The sequence below is a fragment of the Citrobacter sp. Cy070 genome (genome assembly GCF_030332245.1).
Lineage (GTDB): Bacteria > Pseudomonadota > Gammaproteobacteria > Enterobacterales > Enterobacteriaceae > Citrobacter > Citrobacter youngae.
Window position 1 is genome coordinate 62,549 of record NZ_JAOWIG010000043.1, and the last position, 23,870, is coordinate 86,418.

At 48.1% G+C, this 23,870-nt stretch carries 22 protein-coding genes; 16 read left to right on the forward strand and 6 right to left on the reverse strand.

The genetic code is table 11. The features are described from left to right. Positions 1–48: 48 nt before the first annotated feature. Positions 49–954: a LysR substrate-binding domain-containing protein gene (locus OGY19_RS04350; protein ID WP_115600895.1), complete on the reverse strand. Its 906-nt coding sequence runs from the start codon at positions 952–954 to the stop codon at positions 49–51. Positions 955–1,063: 109 nt separating this feature from the next. On the opposite strand from OGY19_RS04350, the gene OGY19_RS04355 reads away from it, so the two are divergent. Continuing rightward, on the forward strand, positions 1,064–1,681 hold the full coding sequence (locus tag OGY19_RS04355; RefSeq protein ID WP_115600896.1) for a LysE family translocator: 618 nt from the start codon (positions 1,064–1,066) through the stop codon (positions 1,679–1,681). 405 nt (positions 1,682–2,086) lie between these two features. On the opposite strand, the gene OGY19_RS04360 is transcribed toward OGY19_RS04355, so the two are convergent. From OGY19_RS04360 to pepT, 3 genes are all read right to left on the reverse strand, one after another. Further along, positions 2,087–2,716 carry a DUF2913 family protein gene (locus tag OGY19_RS04360; RefSeq protein WP_101742734.1) on the reverse strand — a complete coding sequence of 210 codons (630 nt, stop codon included), beginning with the start codon at positions 2,714–2,716 and terminating at the stop codon, positions 2,087–2,089. A gap of 306 nt (positions 2,717–3,022) precedes the next feature. Beyond that, the gene (gene dcuC / locus OGY19_RS04365) at positions 3,023–4,384 is read right to left on the reverse strand and encodes a C4-dicarboxylate transporter DcuC (RefSeq protein ID WP_061067362.1); all 1,362 of its coding nucleotides are present in this window, start codon (positions 4,382–4,384) and stop codon (positions 3,023–3,025) included. After that, positions 4,381–5,637, reverse strand: coding sequence for a peptidase T (gene pepT, locus OGY19_RS04370; RefSeq protein ID WP_115600897.1), 1,257 nt, complete (start codon positions 5,635–5,637; stop codon positions 4,381–4,383). Before pepT ends, dcuC begins: the two co-directional genes overlap by 4 nt. A gap of 1,316 nt (positions 5,638–6,953) precedes the next feature. On the opposite strand from pepT, the gene OGY19_RS04375 reads away from it, so the two are divergent. Both OGY19_RS04375 and OGY19_RS04380 read left to right on the forward strand, forming a co-directional pair. Continuing rightward, a complete protein-coding gene (locus OGY19_RS04375) occupies positions 6,954–7,211 on the forward strand; it encodes a YjhX family toxin (protein ID WP_048212521.1) in 258 nt (85 codons plus the stop codon). A gap of 10 nt (positions 7,212–7,221) precedes the next feature. Continuing rightward, positions 7,222–7,968, forward strand: coding sequence for an SAM-dependent methyltransferase (locus tag OGY19_RS04380; RefSeq protein WP_115600899.1), 747 nt, complete (start codon positions 7,222–7,224; stop codon positions 7,966–7,968). Between the two features lie 56 nt (positions 7,969–8,024). On the opposite strand, the gene OGY19_RS04385 is transcribed toward OGY19_RS04380, so the two are convergent. Continuing rightward, positions 8,025–8,594: a DJ-1/PfpI family protein gene (locus OGY19_RS04385; RefSeq protein ID WP_048212523.1), complete on the reverse strand. Its 570-nt coding sequence runs from the start codon at positions 8,592–8,594 to the stop codon at positions 8,025–8,027. Between the two features lie 397 nt (positions 8,595–8,991). On the opposite strand from OGY19_RS04385, the gene OGY19_RS04390 reads away from it, so the two are divergent. From OGY19_RS04390 to OGY19_RS24410, 13 genes are all read left to right on the forward strand, one after another. Continuing rightward, a complete protein-coding gene (locus OGY19_RS04390) occupies positions 8,992–10,104 on the forward strand; it encodes an agmatine deiminase family protein (protein WP_115600900.1) in 1,113 nt (370 codons plus the stop codon). A gap of 146 nt (positions 10,105–10,250) precedes the next feature. Beyond that, complete coding sequence (locus OGY19_RS04395; RefSeq protein ID WP_370528846.1) at positions 10,251–10,781, forward strand: tetratricopeptide repeat protein; 531 nt, start codon at positions 10,251–10,253, stop codon at positions 10,779–10,781. A 208-nt stretch (positions 10,782–10,989) separates the two neighbouring features. Further along, positions 10,990–12,642 carry an ATP-binding protein gene (locus tag OGY19_RS04400; protein WP_115602359.1) on the forward strand — a complete coding sequence of 551 codons (1,653 nt, stop codon included), beginning with the start codon at positions 10,990–10,992 and terminating at the stop codon, positions 12,640–12,642. Beyond that, entirely contained in the window at positions 12,635–13,330 is a 696-nt protein-coding gene (locus tag OGY19_RS04405; RefSeq protein WP_115600901.1) for a response regulator, read from the forward strand. Before OGY19_RS04400 ends, OGY19_RS04405 begins: the two co-directional genes overlap by 8 nt. 260 nt (positions 13,331–13,590) lie before the next feature. Continuing rightward, positions 13,591–14,679, forward strand: a complete 1,089-nt coding sequence (locus tag OGY19_RS04410; RefSeq protein WP_115600902.1) for an ABC transporter substrate-binding protein — start codon at positions 13,591–13,593, stop codon at positions 14,677–14,679. Between the two features lie 76 nt (positions 14,680–14,755). Next, positions 14,756–16,525, forward strand: coding sequence for an ABC transporter permease (locus tag OGY19_RS04415; RefSeq protein ID WP_286596240.1), 1,770 nt, complete (start codon positions 14,756–14,758; stop codon positions 16,523–16,525). Then, entirely contained in the window at positions 16,518–17,588 is a 1,071-nt protein-coding gene (locus OGY19_RS04420) for an ABC transporter ATP-binding protein (protein ID WP_101742737.1), read from the forward strand. Before OGY19_RS04415 ends, OGY19_RS04420 begins: the two co-directional genes overlap by 8 nt. 310 nt (positions 17,589–17,898) lie before the next feature. After that, entirely contained in the window at positions 17,899–19,299 is a 1,401-nt protein-coding gene (locus OGY19_RS04425) for a tyrosine-type recombinase/integrase (protein ID WP_077781699.1), read from the forward strand. 107 nt (positions 19,300–19,406) lie between these two features. Continuing rightward, positions 19,407–19,853 carry a hypothetical protein gene (locus tag OGY19_RS04430; RefSeq protein WP_039026482.1) on the forward strand — a complete coding sequence of 149 codons (447 nt, stop codon included), beginning with the start codon at positions 19,407–19,409 and terminating at the stop codon, positions 19,851–19,853. Further along, positions 19,850–20,089, forward strand: coding sequence for a helix-turn-helix transcriptional regulator (locus OGY19_RS04435; RefSeq protein WP_064753720.1), 240 nt, complete (start codon positions 19,850–19,852; stop codon positions 20,087–20,089). Before OGY19_RS04430 ends, OGY19_RS04435 begins: the two co-directional genes overlap by 4 nt. A 151-nt stretch (positions 20,090–20,240) precedes the next feature. Beyond that, on the forward strand, positions 20,241–21,755 hold the full coding sequence (locus OGY19_RS04440; protein WP_039026481.1) for a YfjI family protein: 1,515 nt from the start codon (positions 20,241–20,243) through the stop codon (positions 21,753–21,755). 263 nt (positions 21,756–22,018) lie between these two features. After that, positions 22,019–22,717, forward strand: coding sequence for an inovirus Gp2 family protein (locus tag OGY19_RS04445; protein WP_039026480.1), 699 nt, complete (start codon positions 22,019–22,021; stop codon positions 22,715–22,717). 163 nt (positions 22,718–22,880) lie between these two features. Then, positions 22,881–23,084, forward strand: coding sequence for a hypothetical protein (locus tag OGY19_RS24410; protein ID WP_072038564.1), 204 nt, complete (start codon positions 22,881–22,883; stop codon positions 23,082–23,084). Between the two features lie 67 nt (positions 23,085–23,151). Here the strand turns inward: OGY19_RS24410 and qatD are convergent, their stop codons facing one another. After that, positions 23,152–23,865, reverse strand: a complete 714-nt coding sequence (gene qatD, locus OGY19_RS04450; RefSeq protein ID WP_039026486.1) for a Qat anti-phage system TatD family nuclease QatD — start codon at positions 23,863–23,865, stop codon at positions 23,152–23,154. Positions 23,866–23,870 lie beyond the last annotated feature (5 nt).

The following is a 23,870-nucleotide window of genomic DNA, read 5'->3' on the forward strand; positions in this document are numbered from 1 at the left end:
AACACAACAATAATAATGAGAATTGTTATCAATATGGTGTTCTGCGGGTTACTCCAGCCAGAGCAGTTCTGCTATGTCAGCCTCAGGCGCAGCTTCTTTTAACCAGCGATACAGCAACTCAATATTTCGAAGCCGGGTTGACGCTTTTGGCCAGACGAGATAATAACCGTCCCCTGTCGCGACCACCTGTTTAAACGGTAACGCCAGCATCCCACTCTCAATAGCCGTCAGGCTTAATAGCAGATCGGCGACCGCTACCCCATGCCCGCTCATTGCCGCAAGACTCCCCTGCTCCAGGGTGTCGAACACGTTGCCACGTGCCAGGTTCAACGCAGGAAACGCCCCGGTACGCTGCAGCCAGCGACGCCAGTCGCGGCGATCGGCGGAAGGATGAATCAATTCACAGGCGGCGATATCACTTTGCGCCAGAGCCTGCAACGCAGGCGCACAGACCGGGATTAGCCACTCCTGAAACAGCAAACGACTGTCCGTATCCTCGCCAAAATAACCATTCCCCAACAGGATTGCACAGTCATACGGTTCGCGACTGAATGCGACGGAATCGGTGTCCATCCACACGCTGGAGATTTCAATCACCGGCGTTGGATGGGCTTCCCGGAAATGCCGCAGCACATCCAGCAGCCAGCGCATGGTCAACGTTGAGGGTGCTTTCAACCGCAGCTCATGACTGCTGCTACGAAAAGCATGGCAGGCATGTTCTAAACTCTGAAACCCGGCCGTCAGCTGTTGCGCTAACCCCTGCCCTGAAGGCGTTATCTCAATACGGGGGCCGCTACGAACAAACAGTTCGCAGCCAAACCAGGCTTCCAGTGTGCGAATATGACGGCTTACCGCACCAGGCGTGACGTTCAGTTGAATAGCCGCTTTACTAAAGGACCCCAGACGGGCAGCAGCTTCGAAAGCTCTCAGGGCATACAGCGGGGGTAGCGTCATCATCGGCTTCTATGTTGAGTTTTACTCACAGTAGAGCGCAGTTTTATTCGTTTTTCAATGTGACACGCAAGCGGAATACTGATGAAAAATAACGTCAGGATCATCAGATATGAATCTCGCTTTACTGGCTGTATACAGCCTCTCGGTGCTAACACTGTTGCTAACGCCTGGTCCTGTTGTGGCACTGATTACCGCGACGGCGGCACAGTACGGCTATCGCCAGGCCTTTATGACGCTATGCGGAACTAACGGTGCTTCATTGCTCTTGCTTGCGCTCGCTGCGCTGATGCTGGCGGGGGTGGTATCACTCTCTCCTCTGCTGCTGTGTGTGTTGGGTCTCGCCGGATCGCTGTATATCGGCTATAGCGCGTTTTGCAGTCTGTGGGCAAGAAATCAAGCCGCCAGCGAAGACTCTCGCCAGCCGTCTCATGGGGGATTTATCAACGGTTTTCTGATTGGCGTATCAAACCCGAAAGATATTCTGTTTTTCGCTTCATTCTTTCCACAGTTCATCACCATTACACATAATTTCGCCACCAGCATGCTGATACTCACGCTGGTATGGATCATTTTTGACGTTGCCGTTCTGTCATTTTATATCGTGATTTTCAAACGCTGGATGCCCACGCGGTTTGTCAGATACAGCGTTTTTATCTCATCCCTGTTCCTGCTGGCGGTAGCGGTGTTTGGCATTATCTATAACACCAATGCAATACGAATGTTGTAGCCCGCATAATCAGGTCATGATGATTTTACCGATGTCTGATGTAATTTATCGGTGTTAATATTCAGCACATCAGAGAATATATACCGTAATATTTCCCCGACTTTCTGCCGGAACTCTGACCCAGGATAATGCGTCAACCGTGATAATCGCCATTTCATTTTCCAACCTTAGCAGGGGAGTCTTGTCGTCAGGAACAGATGAACTTTCGCATATTTCGATTACCCCTCGAAAAGCGATGAACACGCGGTCAGGAACATCAGATAACTTTATCCATTCAGTCGTGATCGTTAACTTTCGCGTAAACATCCCCGATCCCTCTATCGCGATTTATATCTCAGAATGTAAAATCTGGCTACAACAACGTATTATGACTGGCAAATTTCATTTATGTATCGCCAGTGTTCATCACCCATCCAGATTAAAATAAAAGTAGTAAAACTCATTTGAAGTATGCTTTACAAACTCAACCGGAAGATTATTTTTGATGAACAGCGACTTTGCAAATTCGACATCACCATAAACCCGAAGACAGAAAGGTTTTAATATCTCGCCCTGAGTACCAAAGCACTCCTGAAGTCGGGTGTCATCCATAAAAATAAAATTGCCTTTGCGAACCTTAACATCTTCACTCAAATCACGCCATTTCCCGGGTGTGAGAAGAAAACTCTCCCAGCCATTATTCCTTAGATTTTCAATAACATGAGTAAATTTAAAATAGTAGCTCTGCATTGTGACATCACCACTTGATGTAGCATATAAATACTCTATCTTAAATTTAAGTTGGGCATTAATGCTTTTCCTTTTCCCCTCTTCTATTAACCACTGAAGTTCGTTGGCGATAGTTTTTGAAAATATCTTCCTTTTTTTCGCAATCGCCAGCCAGTTCATAATGAAGAGATGTTCTGATATTTTAGAATAAACCTTCTGGTCCTGTATTGCGATACCCACGGCAACTAACGCACTCCAGGTAAACGTTTCAAGTTCATCCTGGTAATTGTGCCTCGATGCGCTGATCTTTCCTAAATCACTGACCACTTAAAACCCACCCAGATAAATCGTTATCACATTTGGACTTGGCATCACTTCATTTAAAAAACTACTACAATTAAAACCAGCATAATATGATCCAGATTAATTAATTCTCACGTATAAAAAACGCCGGATTAACATATTACCTTCCTTAATCATTCATCTATATACGACACCGTAGTAGAACAATAAGAATAATGCGATAAAGATGAAAACAAATAATAACTCATGACAACCAGTTTTATTTGAGATTATAAATAACATTATCAAGCAAACCTCCGCGCCCCGGAGGTTTGCTTGCAGCAGTTACGACTAATAGAAAATACCGATAATCAAAGTATGGGTGACAAAGCCCACAATAAGCGGCACAGCAGTACGTTTAACTACATCGAAAGGTGTAATTTTTGCCCCACTTGAAACCGCAATAACAACACCGGATACCGGCGAAATAGCCCGCCCCATATGTGATGCCTGCTGCATAGGTAGGATCATAGCAACCGCGTTAGCGCCCATGCTCGCGGCAATTTGTGGGATTAACTCAACAAATGCCAGGAATGGCGCATTCCCCGAGCCCATAATAATTGCTGCCGCAAGCGTCACCAGCGCAAAGACGACGGCCATCGCAAAGGGTGGTAATCCGACATGTTCTGCCATCAAAATTAACTGATCAATGGCACCAATGACTTTGATGCCATGCGCGAAAACTCCGGCTGCGACCAGCAGGCCCACAACACCGGTAAACGCCGCGCCCATTCCTTTCAGAAAATGGCTGAACCCTTCACACACCGACTTTAAATCACGCGCTCGTATCCATTCAATCAGCATACAAATAGCCATTGCGATAAGCACGATGGTGATTATGTTTAGATTAATTCCACTGACAAACATCGCGGATGATCCTACCGCCATCAGTATAGGCAGCATGGGAAGCACAGCATAAAAAGCCGGCGCCTTTCCTGAATCGACAATCTCAGCGCTCCCGATTTCCCGAGGTAACGTCCCCGCGTTGCGATCGCAATGACGTTGCCAGAAAAAATGGCAAACGCCGACAACCAGTACGGTTGCAAGCGCTGCTGGCCCCTGGTGGTAAACAACGTATTCCACCACATCCATATTGACTGCTTTCGCTCCCCTGATGGCATCAATCGCTGTTGGGGTGTATGCCACCCCCAGCGAGGTGGCGATGACCCCGGCGGCCGAAGCCGCAGAGAGCCCCAGGCCCAGCATAATCGGGAACATTGTCCCCATCAGTAACACGGCAAGCCCGGTCGCTGAAGGGATGGCCAGTTGCAGGAGACTGGCAAGCAGGTAGGAAAAAAACAGCAGAATATAAGGAGATCGCAGTGCCCGTAACGGTTTCGTCACCACGCGCACCACAGCTTCATTTGCCCCGATATGATCCATGTAGTGAGCAAATCCCATCAACGCCATGATCATCAGACCGAGATCGGCTGCACGTGTGCTGAACAGATCGCGCATAACTTCAAATGGATCGAGAAAAGCAATCCCGGTACTGGCAACCCCCTTCGGCAATACGGAGCCCCATCCGGTTAATCCGGTACAAATCATTAGCACCAGACCCGCGATAAATAACACGGGTTCGGCCCGGTACCCCTTCAGGATCAGACGAGCGACCACAACGATAACCAGAAGGGCAATTATTACCTGAATCATGACTGAGTTCTCCCTTCGGCGAACTCAGCGTAGGTTTCTTCAATAACTGCGACTACAACATCACTGGCTGCCCGTAGCGATCGCACCGGCAAGTATTCATAAATTGAATGGAAATTATGCGCACCGGTAAAAATATTCGGACACGGTAACCCTTTCTGCGACAGAACCGCGCCATCATACCCGCCACGCATGGCGACAGGTTGCGGAGTGATTCCGCATTTCTGATAAGCACGTATAGCAATATCAATAGGATAATGCGAATCGCCCTGCAGGCTATTAAACACATTCGCATAGCGGTCGGTTAAATGGCAGACCACACTATTTTCGCCCCATAGTGCACAGGCACTTACTGCAAGCTGGCGAATAAATGCCATACGGGACTTATAACCTTCTTCACTAAAGTCGCGAATATCCAGTTTCAGTACGGTACGGGCACTGTTACCCTGCAGCTGTTTTACCCAGTAATATCCTTCACGACCTTCTGTATATTCAGGCGCTTCTCCGCCCGGCAGCATCGCAATAAACTTATGCGCCATCAGCAGAGAATTCTTCAGTTTACCTTTAGCTGACATTGGGTGCGCAGATTGACCGGTGAAGATAATTTCCGCATCACCTGCATTCCAGTTTTCATAGACAAACTCACCTATGCCGCAGCAATCCAGGGTATAGCCAAAATTTGCGCCAAACGCGGCAACATCAAAAGATTTGGCACCCCGTAGCCCCTGCTCTTCATCAGGAACAAAACCGACCTTCACCGGTCCATGTTTAATCTCCGGATGTGCAACCAGATACTGTATGGCATTCATGATGGCAGCGATGGCAGCTTTATCATCAGCACCTAACAGGCTGGTTCCATCCGTCACGAGCAGGTCATCACCGATATAGTTTTTCAGTTCTGGAAATTCACTTTCGCGCAGATAGATATTATGTTCTTTGTTCAGGCATAAATCGCCACCGCTATAGTGAAGGCGTTGCGCATGCGTGTCTGCAGTCTGTTCGGCACTGGTATCCAGATGTCCAAAAAAGGAAACGACAGGAATATTATCGTCAGTATTTCCAGGTAATGTTGCCGTTACAATCGCCGTATCCCTGACTTCAATGTTTTGCATCCCTAATACTTCAAGCTCTGCTGCGAGCAGTTTTGCCAGCACCATTTGGCCTGGGGAAGACGGCATGATGCCATTTGCGCCATTTTCCCGTGAGGTTGTGGTATTGATTTTGGTGTAGTTAATAAAGCGTTCAACAATATCCATTGTGGGACATCCTTTAATGTTTCATTTATGGGGTACTGCGAGGAGATACCTGCATGCAGCGCGAGAGGGATACATCTGAAGTGTCAAATAAAATCAGCGCTCATCCCAGACCACTGATCTCATGAGTGTTCTGACAACGATTTATATTAAGGAAGATAAAAAACCGATCGTTATGTTTGTAATCAAAAATCGCCTTTTTGATGATCACATCATATTCCCTGCTTGTTTTTACGACTATTTTACATGGTGTTAAGCTAACAGAAGCCATAACAGTTTCCGTCTACCCAAGAGATAATGGAAATCATTTAAATCTCCATATCCTATAAAGACACAAGGCAAACCATCGCTATATTTTTTTAATGAACGAATACCATTACAGCTACGTGCAACCGTTTGCACTTCTCTAGAAATAGCCATTTAGTGCATTAAAATCCATGAGCAAGGTCACATTTATCCCAACGACAAGAAAAACATATCACGCTGAAAAACAGACAATTATAAGCGCCACTATACTATACCCTGGTAAACAGAGGGATAGCTGAACAATTCAGTACAGAATAGAAACGCCGCGGTACTATTATAAAGTCATGATATCCGGCATCATTAGTCATAGTAGCCACAATAACACCTGGCACGGTGTTAAATTATTATTAATAGGCACTACCCGATGAATTACAGGTAAAAAAACCTCTACCCTGAGAAGAGATACAGAGTAGAGGAAATACGGGTGTAAAGGACATATTTATAATTTTAATGATAACAGAAGAGTCTCTTGCAGAAACAAGTATACACATTTCTCACCATAGAGAGAATTCTTAAACAGAAATAATTTACAGAACATCATCCTGCGATAGCTATAATAAATACTGCTTATCATAAATAAAACAATCAATCCCGACACGCTTAAATCAGGCTAATATATTAGCGTGAAACATAAGAACGAAGAATGCAGAATAACTCAAATCCATATTTTTTAAAGCCATTTAAATATAAAATATTTTAATGATTTAATATGTTAATAACATTACAACAATTTAAAGCTATTCGATGCGACGAGATGTCCTTCCAGGCCATTTTTCCGTTGCGGGTCACACTTTTACTGGCGCAAGATTCCCATCCAACATTCCACTGCTATCATACACCGTGTAAATACCTTTCAACTCAACCTGAGGCTTTGATGCTGGAGAATGTCATCATCAGATAATCAGTTTGCCGACCTTATCAGGCCGGACTGGTTATCAATGCGCTGAAATCGAATGCGGACACCGCTGTGTGTTTGCACGTTTTGCACATGATGATTAAACAGGTTTCCCAGTATGAATTTATCCCGTCAGGAACAACGTACCTTACACGTTCTCGCCAAAGGTGGCCGCATTGCGCACGTCCGCGACAGCGCTGGCCGCGTCACATCCGTTGAATGTTATAGCCGTGAAGGATTGCTGCTCTGCGACTGCACGCTTGAGGTGTTTAAAAAGCTCAGAACCAAAAAGTTGATCAAATCCGTCAATGGTCAGCCCTACCGCATCAACACCACCGGATTAAACAATGTTCGCGCCCAGTTAGATAATCGCTAAGGAGAGAGTGATGGATATTCCCAAGATTTTTACGATCAGCGAAAGCGCTCATCGCATTCATAATCCGTTCACCGCGCAAAAATATGCCACATTAGGTCAGGCGCTACGTATGACGCCAGGAACCCGTGTTCTGGATCTGGGCAGTGGTTCCGGTGAGATGCTCTGCACCTGGGCACGCGACCATGGCATTACGGGGATCGGTATTGATATGAGCCAACTGTTTAGCGCACAAGCCAGACAACGCGCGGAACAGTTGGGCCTCACCGATCGCGTGAGCTTTATCCATAACGATGCGGCAGGTTATGTCGCGGATGAAAAATGCGATATCGCTGCCTGCGTCGGCGCAACGTGGATTGCAGGCGGTGTCGCCGGGACAATCACGCTGCTGGCAAAGAGCCTCAAACCTGGCGGAATCATCGTGATCGGTGAACCGTACTGGCGTCAAATGCCCGCCGCAGAAGATATTGCCCAGGCATGCGGAGCCGGCTCGGTGGCCGATTTTCTTTCCCTTGCCGACCTCGTTTCGTTTTTCGACAAACTGGGCTACGACCTGGTTGAAATGGTGCTGGCAGACCAGGAAGGCTGGGATCGATACGAAGCCGCTAAGTGGTTGACGATGCGTCGATGGCTGGAGGCGAACCCAAATGATGACTTTGCGCAGGAAGTCAGAGAGCAACTGAGGACGTCACCGGGACGCCATGTCACCTTCACCCGGGAATATCTCGGCTGGGGAGTATTCGCACTCATGCAACGGTAATTTTTTGCAGTCGGTATAGCCGGATGGGTTATACCGACCTGCAAAGCCGGTACCCGTTACTTCATTAATACTTCAACAAATTTAGCCAACCAGGCAGGATGAGCAGGCCATGCCGGCGCGGTAATCAGATTACCGTCGACGTGCGCCTGGTCAATCCCGATATCGGCATAATGCCCACCGCTCAACCGAACTTCTGGCGCACACGCTGGATACGCGCTGCAGGTCCGGTTTTCTAACACTCCGGCTGCCGCCAGCAGTTGCGGGCCATGACACACCGCGGCGATAGGTTTACCCGCAGAGTTAAAGTCTTGTACCAGTTGAATGACATCCGGATTCAGACGTAAATACTCCGGCGCCCGCCCGCCAGGGATCAACAAGGCATCATAATCCGCCTCGCGCGCATCAGAGAAATTCGCATTCAAGGTGAAGCGATGCCCGGGTTTCTCACTGTAGGTCTGCGCCCCATCAAAATCGTGAATGGCGGTCTGAACGTAGTCACCCTGACTTTTATCCGGACAGACGGCATCCACACGATGCCCAAGCATTTGCAAAGCCTGAAAAGGCACCATCGTTTCATAATCTTCGACATAATCTCCGACCAGCATCAGTATCTTCTTCATGCACATCCCCCACTCACGGTTATTAATGATGAGAAATAACGGCCATCTTTACTATAGTCCACACTGTTCATGGCATTAATAAATACAACAGAACAACCGGCCAGATCACAATCCGCGACAAGGCCCGTCAGACGAGGCTTCAGAGCCAACGGCGTGACACATGTTCATGCTGATAAATATAAATTATATATAAATATATAGTTGAGAAATTTTAATAGTAGTCAATTTCACTCATAATATAAAACTAAGAGATTGCAACGAATATCTCCTGTGCTATATTCCGCATGAAACTTACCCGCAATCAATTTATTTATTATTCAATATTTAAAATACGCAGAACATTAATTATCTATTATTATTTTATTCATCCAATATCAGATAAATATACGCAAAGGTTAATCCCATGATAACAAGACGTTCATTTGTCAGGCAGAGCCTGGTGACGTCAACGAGTATGCTACTCGCCAGCATGACGGGTATCAGTTTAAGCCAGGTTGCCCGCGCAGCAGAGAGCCGCCGCTGGCAGATGCCGGATGAAGGAGCACCTCATGCTGCCACCTGGATGGCGTTTGGTGCCAGTGTGGCGATCTGGGAACCTCACCTGCTTCCCGTGGTACGGAAAAATCTGGCGCTGGTCGCGAACACCATTGCCGCCTTTGAACCCGTGAATATGCTGGTGCGCGAAGAAGACCACGCGCTCGCGGCAAAACTATGTGGGCCATCAGTTAACCTGCTGGCTCATCCAATTGACGATCTGTGGATCCGCGATACCGGACCAGTATTTGTGAAAAGCCCCCACGGCATGCCCGGTGGCGTTGGATTTAACTTCAACGGCTGGGGCGAGAAGCAGGAACACGATCGCGATGCCGAAGTGGCTGAATTTGTCGCAGATTATGCTAAAGCTGAATTTATCCGCTCAACCTTGATCCTTGAAGGTGGCGGGATAGAGGTAGACGGCGAAGGGACAGCCATTATTACCGAAAGTTGTGTACTCAATCCCAACCGCAACCCGGGCGTCAGTAAAGTTGAATGTGAAGCCGAATTAAAGCGCCTGCTGGGACTGGATAAGATCATCTGGCTACCAGGTATTGCCGGAAAGGATATTACCGACGGCCATACGGACTTTTACGCCAGATTCACACATCCGGGTACGGTGGTAGCGGGTCTTGAGCAGGACCCTACATCGTTTGACTACGCTGTAACCCGGCGACATCTGGAAATCTTACGCACAGCCACAGATGCAAAAGGACGGCACCTGAACGTGATCACGCTGGAAGGACCATCAACTATTCGCCAGAGCTATGCGAACAGTGATTTTGCCGCCGGTTATATCAATTTCTATCTGTGTAATGATGCGGTCATTGCGCCGGAGTTTGGCGATAAACGCACGGACCGTAACACGCGCGATATTTTGCAGGAGCAATTTACCGGGCGTGAGATTATTCAATTGAATATCGACGGTATCGCGGCCGGTGGCGGCGGTATTCACTGTGCGACCCAGCAACAGCCGCGTTAGCGGCTACTCCTTCTTTGCTAATAAAGCGGTGTATTAAAAATAAACGGCAGGTCAATTTATAGGCATCGATAATGAATAAAGCATGGGCTGCGCGGTTTACAGCATGCAAGAACCTTCACTCATACCGAGAGGACAGGACCATGAAGATGCACGCCATGACGAAAATACTGCCGTTGATTTGCCTGATCTCAGGCGGGTTGCTTTACTCCGCTGCAGCCAGCGCCATGGGAAATGACGATACCACCACCCCAACATGCCCGAAGGGTCAGGTTTACGACAACAAAACCCAAAAATGTTTGCCCGAAAAAAGCAGCATGATCGACGATCAGGATAAAACGCAGTATGCGTATCACCTGGCGAAAACCGGCCATTATCAGGATGCCATCAATTTACTCGATACCTTACAGCAGCCCAATACGCGTGAAGCCTGGAACTATCGAGGCTACGCGACACGCAAGCTAGGGCGTACGGATGAAGGGATAAGTTACTACCAACGATCGATTGCCCTTGATCCGCACTATGCGAAAGTGCGCGAATATCTTGGGGAAGCATGGATGGTTAAAGGCCGCCCCGACCTGGCGAAAGCGGAGCTGGCAACCATTAAGAATATCTGCGGCACCCAATGCGAAGAGTATCGCGATCTGAAAGCCGCGATCGACGGACACCCAGAGTCATAGACCGGAAGATCCAAAAAAATCACCGTCAACGATGCGCATTTTCAATGGATACAGCCGTTGGATCGCATCGTCGACATACCGTTTATTGCCTCAGAAATTCGCGGAGAATGTAGGCAGTTCACAACTCTGTCGTCCCTCGATTACGGTTCGTATTTTCGCATGATAGGCTTTTCAGATGACCCTTTCTGCTCTGGCCGCTGCGGACTACATGAAACTCAGATTGTCCTTTCAGGTAAAGCTGTTCCTTTCGCTGGTGGCTTTTTCCTGCCTTCTGCTGGCGCTGCTTGGCGTATTGCTGTTTCACTTTATCGACCGTCAGTTGCACCACGATTTGGGCCAACGCGCGCGAGTACAGGCCAGCGAAATTGCCCTGATTCCCGGTCTGGCAGAAAAAGTACAGCAGCGGGATATTCCTGGTATCGCACAACTGATTCAGCCGCTGCGCGCCGAAAGCGACGCCAGCTATATTGTGATTGGTGATGCGCGTGAACAGCATCTTTACCACTCAGAATCCCCGGAGCGCCTTAACCTGCCGATGATCGGCGGCGACAATGCTGATGTACTGAAGGGCAAAACCATTATCACTGTGCGTAAAGGTGGGATCGGTGTCTCGTTACGCAGTAAAGCACCTATTTTCGATAGCCATCATCAGGTAATCGGCATTGTCTCCGTCGGTTACCTCACCTCCTACATCGCCAATATCAACGCCCGCCTGCTGTGGCGCACCGGAATGTACGGCCTTGCCCTGCTGCTGCTGCTGTTTATTTTTTCCTGGTTACTGACCCGTACGCTGAAAAAACAGATGTTCGGCCTGGAACCCAAAGATATCGCCCAGTTGGTGCTACAGCAAAAAGCGCTGCTGGAGGCGATGTACGAAGGTGTCTTTGCGGTCAATGCCGATAAACAGCTCATCCTCATCAATCGTGCCGCCCGGGAGATGCTCAATATTCGCCAGAGTGAACAAGCGCTGCTCGGCAAGCCATTGGATGAGGTGATTCAACTGCCGCCATCATTTTTCGCGCCTGGCAATACCGCTTATGACAGCCGCCATCACGATCATATTACCGTCCTGAATCAACGGGAAACCATCGTCAACCGCGTGGCTATTGAAGTCGAGCCGGGCACCCAAAGCGGTTGGGTATTCAGCTTCCGCGATAAGAACGATATCAATACGCTCAGCAGTCAACTCAGCCAGGTGACCCGCTATGCCGATAACCTGCGCATCATGCGCCACGAGCAGCTCAACTGGACGGCGACGCTCGTCGGTCTGCTGCAGATGCAGCGCTATGACGATGCGCTGCGTTATATTCAGGTACAGTCAGAGGGGGCCCAGCAGGTGCTGGATTTCCTCTCCAGGCAGTTTGTCTCTCCGGCGCTGTGCGGCCTGCTGCTGGGGAAATATGTCGGTGCCCGCGAGAAAGGTGTTGAGCTGGTTTTCGACCCCGCCTGTCAGCTCTCGCGCCTACCGGAAGGGCTGAGCGAAACGGAGCTGATGTCAGTAATTGGTAATCTGGTGGACAACGCTGTCGATGCCACGCTGAAAACGCCAGCACGTACCGCGCCGGTGGAAGTGTATATATCGGATCGCAACCACGAACTGGTGATTGAAGTGGCTGACCGGGGCTGTGGCGTTGATGAGGCCATGAAGCCGCATATTTTTGAGCAAGGCTTTACCAGTAAACCCACTGACTGCAGTGAACTCACCGGTTCAGAACATGGTATTGGCCTGTACCTGGTCGCGGGCTACGTTCGTCGGGCTGGTGGCAGCATCGAAATAAGCGATAACATCCTGCAGGGTACCGTATTTTCGGTTTTCATCCCGTTCCAGATTTCTCTTTCGACAGGACCTTCCCATGACTGATATCCGCCCTCTTGAGGTTGTTATTGTTGAGGATGAGCCACATCTCGCACAGCTGCATCGGGAGTTTATTGAGCAAAACTTCCATCTGCGCATCGTGGGAATCGCGGGATCGCTGGAACAGGCCCGCGAACTGATCCTCCGTCATCAGCCACGTCTGCTGCTGCTGGACAACTATTTGCCGGACGGTCAGGGCGTTGAGCTTATTGATAGCCCGCTGCTCAAACAGTTTGAGTGCTCGGTGATATTCATCACCGCCGCCAGCGATATGCAAACCTGCAGCCATGCTATGCGCAGCGGCGCGTTTGACTACCTGCTAAAACCCGTATTTTCCCACCGTCTGCGGGCCTCGCTGGAGCGCTTTATGCTGCTGGAGCACACGCTGCGGCAGGTGAAAGTGGTGGATCAGCACGCGCTGGATAAGCTGTTCAATTTGCCTGCCGGGGAGGCTGCGGGGCAGCCGTCGACCAAGGGGATTGAGCCTGCGACGCTGGCGCGGGTGCAGCGGATTTTTAGCGATCATCCGGCGGTGAGTTGGTCGGTTGAGCAGGTGGTCGAGGAGGCGGGGATCAGTAAAACGACGGGGCGTCGGTATCTGGAGTACTGCGTGGAGATTGGGTTTGTTGTGATTGAGATTCAGTATGGGAGTATTGGGCATCCGCGGCGGTTGTATCGGAAGGGGGCTGACTGACAACTCCGTAGGCCGGATAAGCGAAGCGCCATCCGGCTGTGTTCCGTATAGTGCCGGATGGCGCTTCGCTTATCCGGCCTACAACGGTGAGCATTCCATTCTCTCAAATCCCCGCGCTCACGGTTTCTATGGTGTTAATTACCGAAACAACGCCAACAATCACATTTCCACCAGCCGGCTCTCTCTCCCCTCTTGTCTCTCCTCTCCCATCCGCTATGTTGACTTTTAGTTCCCAAAGTGTAACTAGAAGGTTAATAATAATGACAAACACATTCCGCATCTCTCTGATCTCTGCTGCTGTTTTCATGTCGTTTTCTGCCCTGTCCGCGCTACCGCAGGGGTATCCGGCTGACTACCAAAAGGTGGTTGATGCCGCCACCAAAGAAGGCAAAGTCGTGGTTTACTCCACAACGGATACCAAAGCGGCGGGGCCGCTGATTCAGGGCTTTGAAGCCACCTATCCGGGCATCAAAGTTGAATATAACGATATGAACAGCACCGAGCTGTATAACCGTTATATCAGCGAACAGGCTGCTGGCGGCGGCAGCGGTGACGTCATCTGGAGCTCCTCCATGGATACCGCGATGAAGCTCGCGACCGATTATGCGATGGAGTATGTTTCAGCAGAGCAGAACCAACTGCCGAAATGGGCTGTCTGGCACAACAAAGCGTACGGCACCACCTACGAGCCAGTGGTGTTTATTTACAACAAGCGCCTCATCCCGGCGAACGAGGTTCCGGATTCTCACGCCGCGCTGGCAAAGCTGATTGCAGGCCAGGTGGATAAATTCAAAAGCAAAGTCACCACCTACGATATCGAAAAATCCGGGGTTGGCTTCATGCTATCGGTGCTGGATTATAAGGCCGATCCGAACTACTTCAAAACATTGGCCGACGTGGCGAAAGGCGGGTTAGCCGTGCAATCGTCCACCGGTACGATGATGGAGAGGGTTTCATCGGGTGAAAACCTGATTGGTTATAATATCCTCGGCTCTTACGCCGAAGCGCGTGCCAAAAACGACCCGTCACTGGGCATCTCCTATCCGAAGGACTACACCCTGGTGCTGTCACGAGTTTCTTTCATCAGCCAGCAGGCTGAACATAGCAATGCCGCCAAACTGTGGCTGGACTATGTGCTGTCTGAAAAAGGGCAAAACATCCTCGCCAACCAGGCCGATATTCCCTCTATCCGTAACGACATCGAAGGTAAAAATGACATCGACGGAATGACCCAAATGCTGGGTAGAGCGCTGAAGCCGATCCCGGTTGATGAGTCATTACTTGAATACCTGCAACCGAAAAAACGTCTGGACTACATCAAACAGTGGCGTGAAGCCGCGGCCAAATAAGAGCCAGAACCAGGCGTACGGTTCACTGGTGCGCCTGGTACTCGCTTCCTGAATTCGTGTTACCGGATCTCCGCTTATGAATGCATTACGCAGAAAGTGGCAAAGCTTGCCGCGCGGCATCGTCGTGCTGTTAACCGCGCTGGTTATCTACACGCCATTGTCGTTCATCGTGATACAAAGCTTTTTGTCCGCGCCGTTTTTCTCGCCGGCAAAGGACTGGAGCCTTGAATCCTTTGGCTTTATTTTTACCGACCCTGACTTCTATAAAGCGCTGAAAAGCGGCTTTATTCTCGCATTCGGTCTGGTCATTATCGCCATTCCACTGGGCGGCATTCTGGCCTTCCTGATGGTGCGTACCGACCTGCCCGGCAGACGGTTAATTGAGCCATTGATCCTTGTACCTATTTTTGTTTCACCGATGGTGCTGGGTTTTGGCTATGTGGTGGCCGCAGGGCCGGTAGGCTTCCTGTCACTGTGGGCACAATCGCTGATTGGCTTCGTGCCGTGGAATATCTACGACATGTCGAGCATCGTGGTGATTGCGGGTCTGACGCACGTGCCGCACGCTTATCTGTATATCTCGTCAGCGCTGCGCAGCGTGAGCTCAGACGTGGAGGAAGCCGCGCGTATCTCCGGCGCTTCCCCGCTACAGGTGATGATCTCGGTCAGCCTGCCGATGGTTCGCCCCTCGATTCTGTACGCCGTTGTGCTGCTGTTTTTCCTCGGTCTGGAAGTCTTTGGTCTGATGCTGGTGCTGGGCGATCCGGAAGGCAACATGGTGCTGGCGACCTACCTGTACCAACTGACCAATAAACTGGGTACGCCGTCGTATCACCTGATGGCGGCGGTCGCGGTGGTGCTGATTTGTCTGACCATCCCACTGGTCATGCTGCAACGCCGCCTGATGCGTACCGCTAACCGCTTCGTCACCATGAAGGGTAAAGCCTCGCAGGCCCGCGCGCTGCCGCTGGGTAAATGGCGCTGGATAGCGGGGGCTGTGGTGGCGTTCTGGCTAACCATCACCATTGGCGTGCCGCTAATGGGCGTGGTGCTGCGTGCGTTTATCTCCAACTGGGGCGTAGGCGTTCCGCTGTGGGATGAGCTGTCGCTTAGCACCTTTCGCACCATCTGGGAACAGCCGAACCTGTTGCGGGCCATCGTCAACTCCATGGCGATTGGCGTAATAGGCGGCGCACTGGCGGTAGGTTGCTATCTGTTTATTGGTATCGCGATGCACCGCAAGCCGGATAACACCACGCGTTTTCTCGACTACAGCGTGCTGGTGCCCCGTGCGGTGCCGGGCCTGCTCGCGGGTCTGGCGTTTTTGTGGGTGTTTCTGTTCTTACCGATGTGGCTCGATAACGCGCTGAAATCCGGCTGGTTATCCGGCATGCCGTGGTCGCAGTGGTTGCGAGACACGCTGATTGTCTGGCTGCGCTCGCTGCGTAGCACCATTTTCAGCGTCTGGCTGGCGTATACGGTGGTGTGGATGGCCTACGGCCTGCGCCTCATCTCCTCAACGTTGCTACAAGTGGGGCCAGAGCTGGAGGAAGCGGCACGCAGCACCGGTGCGACGCGTGGCCAGATTACCCGCCACGTTACCATTCCGCTTTCGCGTTATGGGCTGATTGGCTCATGGCTGCTGATGTTCCTGATCTTTGAGCGTGAGTATTCCACGGGCGTCTATCTGCTGTCGCCGGGTACGGAAACCATCGGCTCGATGCTGGTATCTCTGTGGGCGGCAGGTGCTATCGACATCGTCGCAGCACTCTCGTTTATCAATATTCTGTTGGTGGTGGTGGGCCTGGGTATTGCCCTACGTTTTGGAGTGAAATTACATGATTGAATTATCGGTCGAGAACCTGCACTTAACCTACGGTGATAATCCGGTGCTAAAGGGCGTGACCATGGACCTCAAACGGGGCGAAGTGGTTTCGTTACTCGGGCCGTCCGGGAGCGGTAAAACCACCCTTCTGCGCGCGGTGGCCGGGCTGGAAAAACCGACACAAGGGTCAATTACCATCGGCAACAACAAGGTCTACGACGGCACCCCGCGCAGCGAAATCCCCGCCGAAGAGCGTAATCTGGGGCTGGTATTCCAGTCCTATGCCTTGTGGCCGCATAAAACCGTATTTGAGAATGTGGCCTACCCGCTGAAGTTGCGCAAAGTCTCCACCGCAGAGATCAACCAACGGGTACAGGGTGTGTTGGATCAACTGGGCCTGGGACATCTGGGTAAGCGCCATCCGCATCAACTTTCTGGCGGCCAGCAACAGCGCGTAGCGATTGGCCGGGCGCTGGTTTATAACCCACCCGTGATCCTGCTCGATGAGCCATTATCCAACCTTGATGCAAAACTGCGGGAAGAAGCGCGCGTATTCCTGCGTGAGCTGATTATTAATCTCGGGTTGTCCGCGCTAATGGTGACGCATGACCAGGGAGAAGCGATGTCGATTTCTGACCGCATTTTGTTGCTCAACAACGGCAAAATTGAACAGCAGGGTACGCCGCAAGAGATGTATGGTTCCCCAAAAACGCTGTTCACCGCTGAGTTTATGGGCAGCAACAACCGTCTGCATGGCAAAGTCACTGACGTGCGTGACGGCAAAGCACGTATTGAAGGACGCGACTGGGTCCTGTGGGGTCAGGCGGGCGACGGCGTTCAGGTTGGCCATGAGGGCACCGCGGTGATCCGCGTTGAACGTGTGGCGCTGGCCGACGGGCCAGGCGAAAACCAGTTGGCTCTCCCGTTGCTCACCAGCATGTATCTCGGTGACCGCTGGGAGTACCTGTTCCGCACCGTGGCTGATGATTTTGTCATCCGCGCCTACGGCAACGAAGTACGCGATCCTCAGCATTGCCACCTGGCGTTACCCGAAAAACATGTTTGGGTGTTCCCAAAATCCTGATGCCAGAAGGGAGCGGCTGTCGCTGCTCCCTTTTCTGGAGGAAGGATAGCGGTAATACAGAAGATATATTTGAGTACAATGAGATGATGATGACATCAAACGGCCTGGGCCTAGTACAGGAAATGGGAAAAATCAGTCCGAGGAAATAGAGAAATGGTGCCGATAATAGGAGTCGAACCTACGACCTTCGCATTACGAATGCGAAGTTATTATACTTTTACCCCTTTAAAAACCTACTCTTAAAACAATTATTTCATTATAAAACATTAACTTATAAAAAACACCTGTTGATAAAAATTGACAGGTGTTGATGTGTATTTCCCCAATTTACTTACACCAGCCGTTACATTATGGTGATGTAACCTTTCTCATCTGGAGACCAAAAATGGCACTTCCGAGACAAAAACTCACCTTCGAGCGCATTCGAAAATTTGCTTTAACTGAAGGTAAAAACCAAGCATTTCTTTGGGATGCGGATGTACCAACTCTGGCATGCCGGGCAACTCGCGGAACAAAAGCTTTTGTGTTCCAAAGCGTATATGCGGGAAAAACCCTTCGCATGACCATTGGCAACATTAACGATTGGAGGATTGATGATGCCAGGGCCGAAGCCAGGCGGCTGCAAACATTAATCGATACTGGGATAGATCCGCGTATAGCTAAAGCAGAAAAAATTGCTGAAGCGGAATCACAGCAGGCTGAATCTCGTAAAACGAAGGTAACCTTCTCAAGCGCTTGGGAAGATTATCTTCAAGAATTGAGAACCGGAATCAGCGCAAAAACTAAACGTCCTTACTCTGCACGTTATATTGCCGATCACGTGAACTTGTCCAGCCGTGGAGGCGAAAGTAAAAAAAGAGGCCGGGGCCCAACCTCGTCTGGACCATTGGCTAGCTTACTCGACCTACCGTTATCGGAACTAACACCAGAGAACATTGCCGTATGGCTAAGTACAGAGAGACAAAATCGGCCTACCGTCACTGCTCATGCCTACCGTCTGTTGCGTGCATTTATCAAATGGGCTAATTACCAGAAAAAATATCAGGGAATAATCCATGGCGATCTTGCACAAGATCATAACGTGAGAAAAATGGTTCCAGTATCAGCGAGTAAAGCGGGAGATTGCTTACAAAAAGAACAGTTAAAAAGCTGGTTCAGTGCCGTACGTAGCCTCAATAATCCCATTGCATCGGCCTATCTCCAGGTACTTTTGCTCACCGGTGCACGGCGTGAAGAAATTGCGTCACTTCGGTGGTCTGACGTAGATTTCAAATGGTCAAGCATGAGGATTAAAGACAAGATCGAAGGCGAACGTATCATCCCTCTCACTCCTTATGTTTCTGAGCTGTTAAGTGCACTAGTGCAATTCCCAAATTCTGACGTAAATAAGGAGTGTTGGGTTTTCAGAAGTAACAGCAAAAGTGGCAAAATTATTGAACCGCGTTCAGCACACAACAGAGCGTTAGCTCGAGCTGAGTTGCCACATATCAGCCTTCACGGCTTACGCCGTAGTTTTGGAACCCTGGCAGAATGGGTTGAAGTGCCAACAGGTATTGTTGCTCAAATTATGGGACACAAACCAAGTGCACTGGCGGAAAAACACTACCGCCGTCGTCCCTTAGATCTGTTGCGCAAATGGCATGAAAAAATTGAGACTTGGATCTTAGAACAAACCAAAACCAGTAAAAAAAAGAATGTTGAGTTGCGTTGATATTCAATATTATCAATAAGTTAAACGGAGTGTGGATATATTGACAGGAATACAAACTTAGATGAAAATCGACTCATAAACCTCAACCATAAAGGAGATGTATCAGAATGTTTGATTCAAAGACCAGCGCTTTAGACAATGACCAAGAGATTCTGGCGAACATGCTGGGATTAAATAATGCGGCTTTTGAAATCTATTACCATGCCCCATCAGCAGATGCAGGACCACTCGCTCAATGGTTTAAAAATCATTACAAGAAAGTTGCTCTTCATGCAATGAACCTTGCTATGAAACGGAAACACGTAAGAATTAAGTCACTTAGCATTGCATTTCAGAATGTAATTTTTCGGAGTGTGCCTCATACAGGCTCGGCTGCAAGGTCACGTCGCAGCACCACCAAATCAGTTAAAAATTCTTTGTCTTCTAGTTCTAGCGATGGAAGTGATCCCGAACCTGCTGAGGCTTTTGGTTCCATATTCCCTTCTTGTTTTTGTCATATAAATTTCCTCTTTAATTCATTTGCCAACAACTCTTTTACAGAGGTGGCAGCATGAATCAATCTAAAATGTTACACTCATTAGATCTAGATAATATTTCCTTGGTATCTACTACTGAGTTAGCTGATTTTCTAAAGCGCAAACCTCAAACGATAAGAATGTGGTTGCATGAAGATCGCCTTCCCTTCGGTCTAGTCAGACCAATCAAAATTAACAATAGAAATTATTGGTTTGAAGATGATGTTAAAAATTATCTAAAAACGTTAAAAACAGCCAACGTTAAATGTTTGTGAGATATTTATTCATCATTAAAAATGATTCTGGAAATATTTCTTAGTCCATCAACTTGGCTTTTCATTGGTAGGATGGCGGTCCACTTCTATAGATAAGTGGACTGCTTCAAAAACAGTATAATTTTTCTAAAAAAGAGGAGCTATACAATGCATGTCTAAGGAAAAAAAATCTAAGCAAAATAAAGAACTTTGTCTGGAGTTTCATACGCTGCCCACTTTTGCACAGCGATTGATAAGTTACATACATTACAAAACAGGAGCTCCCATTGAGCTTATTTTAATAGTATTACTTGGGGTAATGGCATTTTCCTGTCAGGATAAATTTGATGTTCAGCTTAAAAATGGGAGAACATTTACATCACTTTATCTCCTTTTATTAGCACGGTCAGGTAGCAGGAAGTCAACGGTATTCAAAGCACTGATGGAAACAATCCATCAAATGGAAAAGGGAATGAAGAATATCTTTCTGGAAAAGGAAAAAATTTATGAACTGAAAAAAGTATCTTGGGATACGGAATTAAAAGAACTTAAAAAGCAATTTAGCAAAGCTGTTCGCCAGAAGGTTGATGTAGCTGAAACACGCGAAGCACTGGAGGAATGTCAGAAAAGTGGACCGGTAGCACCGGTTAGAAAGTATCTTACTAAAAATGATTCAACAAGCGAGGGACTTAAAAAGACATTAGCTCTGGGATCTCCGTCCTTGATGCTCGGTTCTGATGAAGCCGGAGGGGTGTTTGACAGTAGCCTTTTTCGCGATATATCAGTTCTCAACTCTCTTTGGGGAGAAGGGAGAATTTCAGACAGCAGAGCATCTCGTGACAGCTACGATGTTGATGATGTCCGGCTGACCATATTGCTGTTACTGCAACCTGCAATATTTAACGATTTCCTAAGCAAGCAAGGAAAAAAATTAAGAAACTCAGGGTTCTTAGCCCGTTTATTATTAATTGATCTGGAGCAAGTACCTGAACCATGCGATATCCCTGATGTATGTTCATGGTCTGATGAACCAGGGCTTGATGGTTTTTTCTCTATTCTTGTTAAGCACTTGCAAGACGGCATACAGCGTAGAGAAAACAATGAAGAACGTATCTGTATTACTTTATCTGAAGAGGCGAAAGCATTATGGGAAACACAAAATAAGCGAATCAGGGAACTTATGCAATCAGGAGGTGAGTTGCATCACTATGATGATTTTGGTTCCAGAATAATGGAACAAGCTACGCGAATCGCAGCAGTAATGCAAATGTTTATTACACCCGACTCACCAATAATTACTAGGGATACTTTTCTGTCAGCAGCTAAAATAAGTGAATGGTGTATTACCCACTTAATTTTAAAAGTAGATTCTACCAGAAAACCTAGCGAGAAAGAAAAGTTGCTATTTTGGCTTGAGGAACATGTTATCAGTAATAAATCTTACGATTTTAGGAGGCACACTATTCGTAGAGATGGTCCATACTCTCTTAGAAACATAGAGCGTCTGATACCCGTTTTAAAGGAACTTGAGAAAGATGGCATAGTGCAGTTATTTAAAATGGACGGCGTTGACTATGTAAAATATATTGGTTCAGACGTGCATCCTTTTGATATGGCTAAAGCATCAAACATACCTTTAATTTCATCTGGATCTGTTGCTTTTAATAAACTACCAAAGAACGAATAACTTCAGAGTAGCTAAGTTTTTCTGGATAATATTTTTTTGTTCTAAAGCTCAATAATCCTGCGGCCTCAACTTAAATGACTAGGGAGGGCAACTCATGATTTTAAGGTGGTATATGTAATATACCTTAATTAAGGTTCTATACCTAATCAGTACTTATCAATAGTAATAATAACTCCCCTACAGGAGTTATATCCAACATCACATGGGTAGCGTGAGGGCTACCCATTAGCCAAAGATTATTATTTACATACTTAAGGATTATTATGGAATCACAATATACACTTACCAACGAAGAAATTGATGACTTGGTAGAAATAGCCTCCAAAAAGTATAGATCACCTATCGACCGCGATATTCTCATCCCACTACTTAACATGGTCTACGGCGCACTAGTGCAGAATAACCGAATACTAGGTATTCGTTCTGATCTGAGATTTGCCCAGTCCCATGTACTGGGAGAGCCTGATCTACCCCTCTGCTTCCAGCGCGATGATACGCAGGCAATCACTCGCTTCTTCGAGTCACTGAAAAGTCAGCTACGGGTAGATCATAACCGGTCCAAGAGACCGGGTGACCCGACATTTCCATCTTATGGGTGGTGTAGAGAACGTGACACAAGTGAGCATCCCCATTACCACCTGATGCTGTTATTTAATGCGGATGTGTATGGATACTTGGGCAATTACCAAGAACTCAATGCTAAAAATATGGCAACCCGAATACAGAAAGCTTGGTGCAGTGCTATAGGGCTTGCTCACGAAGAGTACGCGACATTAGCTGAATTCCCACCTAATGCTGTTTACAGGTTTAGCAGATTCGATGCTTTGGATCGTAACTCAGTCTACTGGGATTTCCTGATTCGACTGGCGTACTTGGCCAAAACCAGAACTAAGGATGTCCACTGCGGTTACCGCAACTTTGGTACAAGCCAATGTCCGCGGTTAAGCGGATTAGCCAGTTGATAGCTCTCTAGCTGAGGTATTTATCCTCATTCTGTCAATTAACATAATTGACACATTTCTCAGTGAAATTTTTATAGTTTGCCTCGGTACCCTGCTACAACCTGCTACATGTAGCAGGTTGTAGCAGTTTCTAGGAAGCGATAAATACCATTACCACATTTGCTTGTTATTCAACAAAGATGCCTACTACCATCACGGTGTTTACAATCATGAAGACAACATAGGAGATATGATTATCGGGGCATGGCACAGCACCCAAGGCTGGAACTCGAAGAGCATTAAGGTCAGGTGCATTTTCCAGATGGTTGCCACTTCGTGCTGGACACCAACAACCCTGACTTCAACAAGCATTTTAAGGGACGCTTGAACGTCGGAATTATCTGTGCACAGCCAAAACCAAAAATTTTTGAGAAGATGTGAGTTTATCTAAGCACTTAATAACTACACAGTCTTCTTAAATTATCAGCAAGCTGAGCTTTAACATCCTTCAGGCTCACCCCCCATAATGCGGCTAACTGAGTCTCGGCTATCTCACTATCCCATGGCATTAGTGGAACATTATGAAACTTACCAAATGGCCCATCGGTTTCTGTAAGAATGCGTGATTTAGGAATTTTCAAAACTAACGCTTTCCCCTTAATTGTTTCGAGCATAGCGGGTCCTACGGAGAACCAACACCCTAAATCAATTGCTCTTTCTAGCTGCTTTGGAGTCCCAGTAAACCAATGTAATATCGCTATACCATCAATATTTTCAATCTCATCAATAGTATCTGATGCACATCCCCGACTGTGAATAGTCATAATCTTACCTCCGGCACGATGCACACTATTAAGTATGTGTCGAAATACCTTCAGCTGGACGTCCCAATGTTCTTTAAACCCCTTACCTCCATCAAGCCCTATTTCGCCAACATACCTGGTCTCCGAAAGTAACGAATCAAACAGCTCTAACTCATGAGATCTTTGATGCGCAATTTGGGGATGAAGCCCAAGAGCAGTTCGGATTCGTTGGCTTCCTTTAGCCAGTAAAGAAGTCCCATGCCATGCTCTCGGTGTCGTTGTAACCGACAGTATATAAGTCCCTCGACGTCTGCACTCCTCAGCCACTTGTTCTGGCTGAGGATATAAGTCAAGATGACAGTGCATGTCGA